This window comes from Pseudomonas sp. SZ40 (genome assembly GCF_052958135.1).
On record NZ_JBQWIF010000020.1, the window covers coordinates 89665 to 100235 of the forward strand.

The following is a 10571-nucleotide window of genomic DNA, read 5'->3' on the forward strand; positions in this document are numbered from 1 at the left end:
ATATGGGCCGACGATATAGGCCGGTCGGGGGCGCGTCAGCGTGCCAGGCGTGCTCGTATGGCCGCTTCAATCCCGGCTTCGTCCAGGCCGCACTCGGCGAGCATCTGGTCGGGGCGGGCGTGCTCCACATAGCTGTCGGGCAGGCCCAGGTGCAGCATCGGCGTCAGAGCGCCGCTACCCGCGAGGAACTCGCTGACCGCACTGCCTGCGCCGCCCATCACGCTGTTTTCCTCGACGGTCACCAGCAGCTCGTGGCTGGCGGCCAGTTCGCTGATCAGTGCTTCGTCCAGTGGTTTGACGAAGCGCATGTCGACCACCGTGGCATTCAGCGTATCGCCGACGCGCAGTGCCTCGGCCAGTTGCACGCCGAACACCAGCAGGGCGACGCCGCTGCCCTGGCGACGAATCACGCCCTTGCCGATCGGCAAGGCGCTCAGTGAACGGTCGATCGTCGCGTTCGGGCCGCTGCCACGGGGGTAGCGCACCGCGGCCGGGCCAGCGAACTGGTAGCCGGTCGTCAGCATGTGGTGCAGCTCGTTCTCGTCGCTCGGCGTCATGATCAGCATGCCGGGGATGCAGCGCAGATAGGAGAGGTCGAAGCTGCCCGCGTGGGTGGGGCCGTCTTCGCCGACCAGGCCGGCGCGGTCGATGGCGAACAGCACGTCGAGGTTCTGCACCGCGACATCATGGATCAGTTGGTCGTAGGCGCGCTGCAGGAACGTCGAGTAGATCGCCACCACCGGCTTGGCGCCTTCACAGGCCATGCCGGCGGCGAGGGTCACCGCGTGTTGCTCGGCGATGGCCACGTCGAAGTAACGATCCCCGTGGCGTTCGCTGAACGCCACCAGGTCGGAGCCTTCCTTCATGGCCGGGGTGATCGCCATCAGGCGCTCGTCGCTGGCCGCCATGTCGCACAGCCACTGGCCGAAGACGCTGGAGTACTTCGGCCCGGACGGTTTTTTAACCTTGGCTGGCGCATTGATCGGCTCCAGCTTGGTGATCGCGTGGTAGACGATCGGGTCGACCTCGGCAGGGGCGAAACCCTTGCCCTTCTTGGTCACCACATGAAGGAACTGCAAGCCCTCCAGATCGCGCATGTTGCGCAGGGTGGCCAGCAGGGTCGGCAGGTCATGGCCATCGATGGGGCCGATGTAGTTCCAGCCCAGCTCTTCGAACAGCGTGCCGGAGACCAGCATGCCCTTGGCGTGCTCTTCGGTCTTGCGGGCGATTTCCCAGGCGCCGGGCAACTTGGACAGCACTTTCTTGCTGCCTTCGCGCATGTTGGCGTAGGTACGGCTGGAGAGGATCTTGGCCAGGTAATTGGACAGGCCGCCGACATTCTTGGAGATCGACATGTCGTTGTCGTTGAGCACGACGAGCATGTTGGCCTTGACGTCCGCCGCGTGGTTGAGCGCTTCGAACGCCATGCCGGCAGTCAGCGCGCCGTCACCGATCACCGCGACCGACTTGCGCTTGCTGCCCTGGCGCTGGGCGGCGATGGCCATGCCCAGTGCGGCGCTGATCGAGGTGCTGGAGTGGCCGACGCCAAAGGTGTCGTACTCGCTCTCCGAGCGGCGCGGGAAAGCGGCGATGCCGTCCTTCTGGCGCAAGCTGCCCATGCGCTCGCGGCGCCCGGTGAGGATCTTGTGCGGGTAGGCCTGGTGGCCCACGTCCCACACCAGGCGGTCGTCCGGCGTGTCGAAGACGTAGTGCAGGGCGATGGTCAGCTCGATCACCCCGAGGCCGGCGCCGAAATGCCCGCCGGTCTGGCCGACCGTGTAGAGCAGGTACTGGCGCAGTTCGTCCGCCAGGGTCTCCAGCTCGGCCTCGCCAAGGCGGCGCAATTCATCCGGCGTATTGGCGCGGTCGAGCAGCGGCGTCAGCGGGCGTTCGCGGGGAATCTCGTGGAAAGTCGTCGGCATCAGGCGAGTCGTTATAAGAATTCAAAGAATGGGGCAGTCTACCTGATGCGGCTGGCCGTGCCCAAGATGGGCATGGTGCGGATCGCCGCAGCAGTCGTGTTGAATGAGACAGCGAGGCCGTGCGTTCAGTTGCGCCTTTCTACGATGTAACGGGCCAGTTCGCGCAGCGGCTCGGCGGCACTGTCGAACGGACGCAACGCATGCAGGGCCTGATCGCGCAACTCGAGGGCATAACTTTTCGCCGCATCCAGGCCCAGCAGGGCCGGGTAGGTGGGTTTGTCGTTTGCCTGGTCCTTGCCCTGGGTCTTGCCCAGCGTGGCGGTATCGCTCTCCACGTCGAGGATATCGTCCTGCACCTGAAAGGCCAGGCCGATGGCCCGGGCGTAGGTGCTCAGCGCCGCCAGGGCGCGCTCGTCGGCGCGGCCACTGGCCAGGGCGCCGAGGCGCACGCTGGCTTCGATCAGCGCACCGGTCTTGTGGCGATGCATCACTTCCAGCGCCGGCTGCTGCAGTTGTTGCCCCACCGAACCGAGATCGATGGCCTGGCCGCCGACCATGCCCGCTGGCCCGGCCGCATCGGCCAGTGCACTGAACATGCTCAGGCGGATTTGCGCATCGTGCGGGTTGCGTTTTTCGTTGGCGAGCACGGCGAAAGCCAGGCTCTGCAGGCCATCGCCCGCGAGGATCGCCGTGGCCTCGTCGAAGGCCTTGTGCGTGGTCGGCTGGCCGCGACGCAAGTCATCGTCGTCCATGGCCGGCAAGTCGTCATGCACCAGGGAATACGCGTGGATCAGCTCCACCGCGCAGGCTGCGCCGTCGGCTTGCTGCGCCGTGCCACCGAGTGCTTCGCAAGCGGCGTAGGCGAGCAGCGGGCGAACGCGTTTGCCACCGTTGAACACGCTATAGCGCATGGCGGCATACAGGCGTTCGAGCTCGACACGCGGTGCCGTGAACAGCGGCTCCAGGGCGGCGTCGACCTGCTTCTGGCAGCGGGCCTGGTAGCTGGCGATCATAACGGTTCGTCCGTTTCGAACGGCGCCGCTTCCAGTTCGCCATCGCGCTCAAGAAGAATCTGTACTTTCTGCTCGGCCTGAGTCAGCGAGGCCTGGCAGTCGCGGGTCAGGCTGATGCCTTGCTCGAAGGCGCTCAGCGACTCTTCCAGCGAAAGTTCGCCGTTTTCCAGGCGTTCGACGATGGTTTGCAGGTCGGTCAGGGATTGCTCGAAATCGAGCGCGGCTTTCTTACGGGCCATGGCGGGAATTCTCAGGCGGGGTTCGCGGTTCGGCGGGACACTAGCAGAGCCCCGGTTCGCGGGCAATCGACTACGGCGTAGCGTGGCTGTATCGATATACAGTATCGTGTCGGCTGTTAGCCACTTTTGTAGCCGTGCCCATGCGTCTGTTTCTCTGCGAAAAGCCCTCTCAAGCCAAGGATATCGCCAGTGTGCTCGGTGCCACGCGGCGCGGCGACGGCTGCTGGCTGGGCAATGGGGTGACGGTGACCTGGTGCATCGGCCACCTCCTGGAAACCGCGCCGCCGGATGCCTACGACGCGCGCTACAAGCGCTGGGTGCTGGACGATCTGCCCATCGTGCCGCAGCAGTGGAAGATGCGCGTCAAACCCAAGACCGCCGCGCAGTTCAAGGCGGTCAAGCGGCTGCTCGGCGAGGCCGCCGAACTGGTGATCGCCACCGATGCGGACCGTGAGGGCGAGATGATCGCCCGCGAGTTGCTCGACCATTGTCGCTACCGCGGGCCGATCCAGCGCCTGTGGTTATCGGCCCTGGATGATGCGTCGATTCGCAAGGCGCTGGCTGCGCTCAGGCCTGGCGCCAGTACCTACAACCTTTATCAGTCGGCACTTGGCCGTTCCAGGGCCGACTGGTTGATCGGCATGAACATGAGCCGCCTGTTCACCCTGCTGGGGCGCAAATCCGGCTATCAGGGCGTGCTGCCGGTCGGTCGCGTGCAGACACCAACCCTGCGCCTGGTGGTGGATCGCGACCGCAGCATCGCCGCTTTCGTCCCCGTTCCGTTCTGGGCGATCGATGTACTGCTCGACGGCAACGGCACGTCCTTCACCGCCCAATGGCGTGCCCCTGAAACGCAGTGTGACGAGCAGGGGCGCTGCCTTCGCCAGGAGGTCGCGCAGCGCGCCGCCGCGGATATTCAGGGCGCCGAGCAGGCGCTGTTGCAGCGACTGAAGACCGAGCGCATGCGCGAAGCGCCGCCGCTGCTCTTCGACCTCGGTACGCTGCAGCAGGTCTGCTCGAAGAAGCTCGGCCTCGGCGCTCAGGAAACCCTGGATATCGCCCAGAAGCTCTATGAGACCGACAAGCTGATCACCTACCCACGTAGCGACTGCGGCTATCTGCCGCTGAGCCAGCACGCCGAGGCGCCAGCCATTCTGGCCGCCCTGGGGCAGGCGGATCCGGGCTTGCGTGAGGTGCTGGCGCATACCCAGGCACAACGCCGTTCACGGGCCTGGAACGATGCCAAGGTCAGCGCGCACCACGGCATCATTCCGACCCTGGCCGCTGCAGGGCTGGCGCGCTTGAGCGGTCGCCCGCGTGCCGTCTACGAGCTGATTCGCGCCCGCTACCTGGCGCAGTTTCTGCCCAACCATGAATACGACCGCACCCAGGCCGATTTCGACTGTGCCGGGCACGCTCTGCGCGCGGTCGGCAAGCAGATCGTCGAGCCCGGCTGGAAACGCGCGCTGCCCGAAGCCCTGGCGCCAGCCAAGGGGCGCGAAGCGCCGACGCCCCAGGCACTGCCGGCTCTGCGCGAAGGACAGCAGTGCGCGGTGCGCGAGGTGTCGCTGAAGGACCTGCACACCCAGCCGCCCAAGCCATTCACCGAGGGTGACCTGATCCAGGCCATGAAGAACGTGGCACGGCTGGTCGAAGACCCACGCCTCAAGCAGAAACTCAAGGACACCACCGGCATCGGCACCGAAGCCACCCGCGCCGGCATCATCCAGGGGCTGCTCGACCGCGGCTACCTGATCAAGCAGGGCAAGACCCTGGCCGCCACCTCGGCGGCCTTTGGCCTGATCGACGCAGTGCCGCGGGCTATCGCCGACCCTGGCACCACGGCCATCTGGGAGCAGGCGCTGGACATGGTGCAGAGCGGCGAGATGCCGCTGGAAGAGTTCGTCACCAAGCAGTCGACCTGGATGGGCAAGCAGATCGAGCGCTGCCTTGGCCTGCAGCTGAACATCAGCGGTCCTGCGCCCAGCAAAGGTCGCGGTGCCCCTTGGAAGAACAAGCGCAAGACCGCCGCGCGTAAAGGTGCACCTGCCAAACGGGCCGGCACGGGTACGGCAAAGGCCAAGCCGAAGTAGGCCGAATGCTGTTCACCTGATGCACTCGCAAGGGACGCGAAGCGTCCCCGCAGGCGTTACCACGCGGCGCGTGGGAACGATCTGATATTGCGGTACGGCCACCCTTCGCCCCGGGTCGGGGCTCCTACGCGCTTATGGCTCAGCCGCCGTTTTGCTGGCTCTCCGCCACAGATTCCTAATCTTTCGGTCAGCATTCCCCCGGTGCCGCCCATCCGCCCGTTGCATACGTGGAGTATTCCCAAATAGAAATTTTCCGTTACCATCCGGCGCGTTGAATTTAACGAACGGGTTTCATTTGCTTGTTCGCTCGTGCCGGAATGCCCGTCTGCGGCTTGTTTTAAAGGGTTTCAGGGGGCCTTTCGGAGCCGTGATCGACGGCGAAAGCATTGGCCAGGCGCCGGTGGTTTGCACCGGTATGTAGAGTAAAACGAACATTCAGCTCGGTGTGCCGGCGCTTTTTCAGGCAGCACCGCTGCGGTAGATGGCTCGGCGGTCACGGTGGTGATGGGGCCTTTCTCTGATTGAACCGGATGGATTTCGGCAAGGAACTGTTGCCCGAGACCGGTTCGCCGGATCCGGAAACGCTCACATGGACAGCGATCACACAGTGAAGCCTGCTGGCGCGCCGCATGGCCGTCGTGCACAGCGGCCCGGCTTCACTGTTTCCAGCAAAATCAACAAGAGGTAGTCCTTCTATGGATGCGGTATCAGCCGACAAGGCAAAGCAGGAGCACGAGAGCAAGCTCAGTGCATCATTGAAGCCCCGGCACCTCACCATGATGTCGATCGCCGGTGTCATCGGCGGCGCACTGTTCGTCGGCTCCGGCAGCGTGATTCACAGCGCTGGCCCAGCTGCCGTACTGGCCTATCTGGCCGGTGGCATTCTGGTGGTGCTGATCATGCGCATGCTCGGTGAAATGGCGACCTCCTCGCCGGACACCGGCTCCTTCTCCACCTACGCCGAGCGCGCCATCGGCCGCTGGGCCGGTTTCACCATCGGCTGGCTGTACTGGTGGTTCTGGGTGATCCTCATGGCCTGGGAGGCCTACGTGGCGGGCACCATCCTGCATGGCTGGTTCCCCGAAGTCAGCGTCAACGTCTTCGTGCTGGCCACCACGCTGCTGCTGATCAGCATCAACTTCTTCAACGTCAAGCACTACGGGGAGTTCGAGTTCTGGTTCGCGCTGATCAAGGTGGTGGCGATCATCTGCTTCCTGGTCGTGTGCAGCATGGCCGTGCTCAGCCTGTGGCCGACCGGGGAGGTGCGTGGTTTCAGCAACCTGACGGCCCAGGGCTTCATGCCCAACGGTATCGAAGCCGTGGTGGTGGCCATCCTCGGGGTGATGTTCGCCTTCCTCGGTGCGGAAATCGTCACCATCGCCGCTTCGGAGGCCAAGGACCCGTCGACGCAGATCGTCAAGGCGACCAACTCGGTGGTCTGGCGCGTGTGCCTGTTCTACATCGGCTCGATCTTCCTGATCGTCTGCCTGGTGCCATGGAACGACCCGCTGATGGCGCAATCGGGCTACGGCTCCTATCGCCGCACCCTGGAGCTGTTGGGCATCCCGTATGCCGAGCTGGTGATGAATTTCGTGGTGCTGACCTCGGTGAGCAGCTGCATGATCTCGGCGCACTACACCGCTTCGCGCATGCTGTTCTCGCTGTCCACCCGGGGTGATGCACCGCGGTTCCTGAAGATCACCCGTTCGGGGACCGGCGTACCGGTATTCGCGATCATCGCCTCCTGCTCGGTGGCCATCTTCGTGGCGCTGATCAACTTCAGCGAAACCCTGCGCCCTAAGGACGTGCTCGACACCCTGATGAACACCACCGGCATGATCGCCCTGCTGGTCTACCTGGTAATCGCCTTCTCGCAGCTCAAGATGCGCCGCAAGCTGGAAGCCGAAGGCAAGGACATCCGCCTGAAAATGTGGCTGTTCCCCTGGCTGACCTACCTGGTGATCCTGTTCATCGTCGGCTGCCTGGTGACCATGGCCTTCGTCGAGGAGTATCAGGTACTGGTCATCTCCACCGGCGCGGCTGCAGCCGTGGTCGTGGCGCTGGGCGTCATGGTCCACCTGCGCGCGGCGAAGAAACTGGCACGCTGACCACGTCGGCATGAGCGAAAAGGGGCGCACTCGTGAGAGGGCGCCCCTTTTCATTTCTGCTGCTGACCGATCAGCGCGCCGCCCAGCCATTGAAGCGCTCTTCGAGTTCTTCGCCGTGGTCGATCCAGAACTCGGCGTTCACCAGTTGGGCGCCGGCCATGTTGGCTTCGGCGGTTGGCAACTGCGCCTGCACATCGGCGGGCAGTTGCGGCAGGGTCTGCTTGTGCACCGGGCCGTACGGAATCTGGCTGGAGAACACCTTTTGCGTGTCCGCCTGGCTGGCGAACTTGATGAAACGCTCGGCCAGTGCCTTGTTCGGGCTGCCTTTGACGATGGCCCAGTGCTCCGGGTCGTACAGGCTGCCGTTCCAGGAAATCTTCAGGTTGGCGCCTTCCTTTTGAGCCACGCCGATGCGGCCGTTATAGGCGGCGGACATGGCCACATCACCGGCCAGCAGCCATTGCGGCGGCTGGGCGCCGGCTTCCCACCACTGGATGGAGGATTTGATGGTGTCCAGTTTCTTGAAGGCGCGGTCGACGCCTTCGGGCGTGCCCAGCACCTTGTAGAGCTCGTCGCGGCTTACGCCATCGGCCAGCAAGGCCGCTTCCAGGGTGTACTTGGCGCTTTTGCGCAGGCCACGCTTGCCAGGAAATTTCTGCAGATCCCAGAAGTCGGCCCAGGATGCCGGCGCGGTTTTCAGCTTGTCGCCGTTGTAGGCCATCACCATCGACCACACATAGGTGGCCACGCCGCACTCACTGACGGTGCCCGGAATGTACTGGCTGGTGTCGCCAAGAATGGCCGGATCCAGGCGCTCGAACAGGCCCTCTTCGCAGCCGCGTTGCAGCTCCGGGCTTTCCAGTTCGACCACGTCCCAGGTCACCTGACCGACGTCGACCATGGCTTTGACCTTGGACAGTTCGCCGTTGTATTCGCCAGCGATTACCTGGCCGGCACCGCTCTGCTCGAAGGGTTTGAAGTAGGCAGCGGTCTGCGCGACCTTGGTGGCGCCACCGAAGGAAATCACCGTCAGGCTGGATTCGGCCAGGGCCGAGGTGCTGGCCCCGGCCAGAATGGACAGGCCGATGGCGGCCCGGATGCATGGACGCAAGTGCTTGAACATGGAAACTCCCTCGCTGTTTTTTACGTTGTAGGTCTGAGGCAGTAATGGCCGAATCGGCGAACCTGTGCGTCGTACCACGCGTCAGGGAATCTCTCTTGTTATGGGCGTCCGCTCCGTGGGGAGCGTGAACGGCAATCCGTTCGGGCCGTCGTGGCGACCCGTGGGGTGTTCGAGTGAGGGACATGGTGCGTCAGTCCGGCGAGGAGGAAAATTATTAAAAATATGCTCGAGACATACGAAAAAACTTTGCAAGCCTACGCCCCGTAGCGGCGCATTACTGGGGTAAGGTGCAGGGAGTAATGGCGGTGAGATCGACACGTGGCTTCCTACACCCTCAGGCAACTCAAGTACTTCGTCACCACGGTGGAAGCAGGCAGCGTGGCCGAGGCCTCGCGGCAGCTGTACATCGCCCAGCCATCCATCTCCACGGCGATCAAGGGCCTCGAAGAAAGCTTCGGTGTGCAACTGTTCATCCGCCATCACGCCCAGGGTGTATCGCTCACGCCCAGCGGCGCGCGCTTCTACGAGAAGGCCCAGCAACTGCTGCGCATGGCGCGGGAGTTCGAGCAGAACGCCCTGGCCGACAACGACATCGTCGCCGGACAGATCGATATCGGCTGCTTCGAAACCGTGGCGCCGCTCTACCTACCGCAACTGATTGCCGGCTTTCGCGAGCGCTATCCGGGGGTGGACATCCGCATCCGTGATGGCGAGCAGCAGGAGCTGGTACAGGGCCTGACCGCCGGCTCCTTCGACCTGGCCTTTCTGTATGAGCACGACCTCGATGGCACCATCGCCACCGAGCCGTTGATGCCGCCGCAGAAGCCCTACGTGCTGTTGCCCGAGCACCACCGTTTCGCTGGCCAGGCCCAGGTATCGCTGCGCGATCTGTGCCTGGAACCGATGATCCTGCTCGACGTGCAGCCGAGCCGTACCTATTTCGTCAGCCTGTTCCACGAGCTGGGGCTGACCCCCAATATCGTCTTCAGCTCACCGTCGATCGAGATGGTGCGCGGCATGGTGGGGCAGGGCTTCGGCTTCTCGCTGCTGGTCACCCGCCCGCATTCGGAATGCACCTACGACGGCAAGCGCGTGGTCACCGTGGACATCACTGAACCCGTCGCCACCTCAGGCCTGGTGGCAGCACGCCTGAAACGCGGCCAGCTCACCAAACCGGCGCAACTGTTCGTCGACTTCTGCCGGGAGCGGTTGAGCCAGCTTAGCGAGAGTGCCGGGCTGTAGAGCCGGGTAAACGCGGATATTGGCCCTCGCCACTGTGGGAGCAGGCCAATCGTGGTTGGTGCACGGTGGATGGGTGAGGCGTCGGCTACCCTGCGACTCGCTCGTAGGGTGGCGCTTTAGCCCACCGTTGCGGGGTTGGGTTCGCGCGGACTTACGGGGTTTTGGTGGGCTGAAGCCCACCCTACGCCACGAAGTCACTCTCTCCCCTGTGGGAGCGGGCCAATCGTGGTTGGTGCACGGTGGATGGGTGAGGCATCGGCTACCCTGCGATTCGCTCGTAGGGTGGTGCTTCAGCCCACCGTTGCAGGGTTGGATTCACGCTGACTCGCGGGGTTTTGGTGGGCTGAAGCCCACCCTACGCCACAATGTCACTCTCTCCTCTGTGGGATCGGGCCATGCCCGCGATTTCGCGCGCATGGCGCGCTCCCACATAAAAGGGCCAATCGTGGTTGATGCACGGTGGATGTGTGAGGCGTCGGTTACCCGCGATTCGCTCGTAGGGTGGCGCTTCAGCCCACCGTTGCAGGATTGGGTTCGCGCGGACTCGCGGGATTCTGGTGGGCTGAAGCCCACCCTACGCCACGAAGTCACTCTCTCCTCTGTGAGAGCGGGCCAATCGTGGTTAGTGCACGGTGGATGGGTGAGGCGTCGGTTACCCTGCGATTCGCTCGTAGGGTGGCGCTTTAGCCCACCGTTGCGGGGTTGGGTTCGCGCGGACTCGCGGGGTTTTGGTGGGCTGAAGCCCACCCTATGCCACGAAGTCACTCTCTCCTCTGTGGGAGCGGGCCATGCCCGCGATTTCGCGCGCATGGCGCGCTCCCCCATAAAAGG

The 10571-nt window shown here is 64.1% G+C and carries 7 protein-coding genes; 3 read left to right on the top strand and 4 right to left on the bottom strand.

The genetic code is table 11. From position 1 onward, the window contains the following. Positions 1 to 35 precede the first annotated feature (35 nt). From dxs to ACT9T4_RS16565, 3 genes are all read right to left on the bottom strand, one after another. Complete coding sequence (dxs, locus tag ACT9T4_RS16555) at positions 36 to 1922, bottom strand: 1-deoxy-D-xylulose-5-phosphate synthase (RefSeq protein ID WP_499118001.1); 1887 nt, start codon at positions 1920 to 1922, stop codon at positions 36 to 38. A 125-nt stretch (positions 1923 to 2047) separates the two neighbouring features. Then, positions 2048 to 2935 (bottom strand): (2E,6E)-farnesyl diphosphate synthase, encoded by an 888-nt coding sequence (gene ispA, locus ACT9T4_RS16560; protein ID WP_499118003.1) that lies wholly within the window; start codon positions 2933 to 2935, stop codon positions 2048 to 2050. Further along, positions 2932 to 3174 carry an exodeoxyribonuclease VII small subunit gene (locus ACT9T4_RS16565; protein WP_042554704.1) on the bottom strand — a complete coding sequence of 81 codons (243 nt, stop codon included), beginning with the start codon at positions 3172 to 3174 and terminating at the stop codon, positions 2932 to 2934. Before ACT9T4_RS16565 ends, ispA begins: the two co-directional genes overlap by 4 nt. Positions 3175 to 3314: 140 nt before the next feature. On the opposite strand from ACT9T4_RS16565, the gene ACT9T4_RS16570 reads away from it, so the two are divergent. Next, positions 3315 to 5267, top strand: a complete 1953-nt coding sequence (locus tag ACT9T4_RS16570) for a DNA topoisomerase III (RefSeq protein ID WP_499118005.1) — start codon at positions 3315 to 3317, stop codon at positions 5265 to 5267. Between the two features lie 695 nt (positions 5268 to 5962). Next, positions 5963 to 7375, top strand: coding sequence for an amino acid permease (locus ACT9T4_RS16575; protein WP_042554706.1), 1413 nt, complete (start codon positions 5963 to 5965; stop codon positions 7373 to 7375). A 70-nt stretch (positions 7376 to 7445) separates the two neighbouring features. Here ACT9T4_RS16575 and ACT9T4_RS16580 read toward each other — a convergent pair whose 3' ends face one another. Beyond that, positions 7446 to 8498, bottom strand: coding sequence for a gamma-aminobutyric acid-binding protein (locus ACT9T4_RS16580; protein WP_179539858.1), 1053 nt, complete (start codon positions 8496 to 8498; stop codon positions 7446 to 7448). A gap of 318 nt (positions 8499 to 8816) precedes the next feature. Here ACT9T4_RS16580 and ACT9T4_RS16585 point away from each other — a divergent pair, with 318 nt between their 5' ends. After that, positions 8817 to 9740 (top strand): LysR family transcriptional regulator, encoded by a 924-nt coding sequence (locus ACT9T4_RS16585; RefSeq protein ID WP_042554708.1) that lies wholly within the window; start codon positions 8817 to 8819, stop codon positions 9738 to 9740. The last annotated feature ends 831 nt before the right edge of the window (positions 9741 to 10571 follow it).

Bases quoted from the DNA above. Each gene is read 5' to 3' on its own strand.
- dxs (WP_499118001.1), bottom strand. From the start codon at position 1,922: ATGCCGACGACTTTCCACGAGATTCCCCGCGAACGCCCGCTGACGCCG.
- ispA (WP_499118003.1), bottom strand. From the start codon at position 2,935: ATGATCGCCAGCTACCAGGCCCGCTGCCAGAAGCAGGTCGACGCCGCC.
- ACT9T4_RS16565 (WP_042554704.1), bottom strand. From the start codon at position 3,174: ATGGCCCGTAAGAAAGCCGCGCTCGATTTCGAGCAATCCCTGACCGAC.
- ACT9T4_RS16570 (WP_499118005.1), top strand. From the start codon at position 3,315: ATGCGTCTGTTTCTCTGCGAAAAGCCCTCTCAAGCCAAGGATATCGCC.
- ACT9T4_RS16575 (WP_042554706.1), top strand. From the start codon at position 5,963: ATGGATGCGGTATCAGCCGACAAGGCAAAGCAGGAGCACGAGAGCAAG.
- ACT9T4_RS16580 (WP_179539858.1), bottom strand. From the start codon at position 8,498: ATGTTCAAGCACTTGCGTCCATGCATCCGGGCCGCCATCGGCCTGTCC.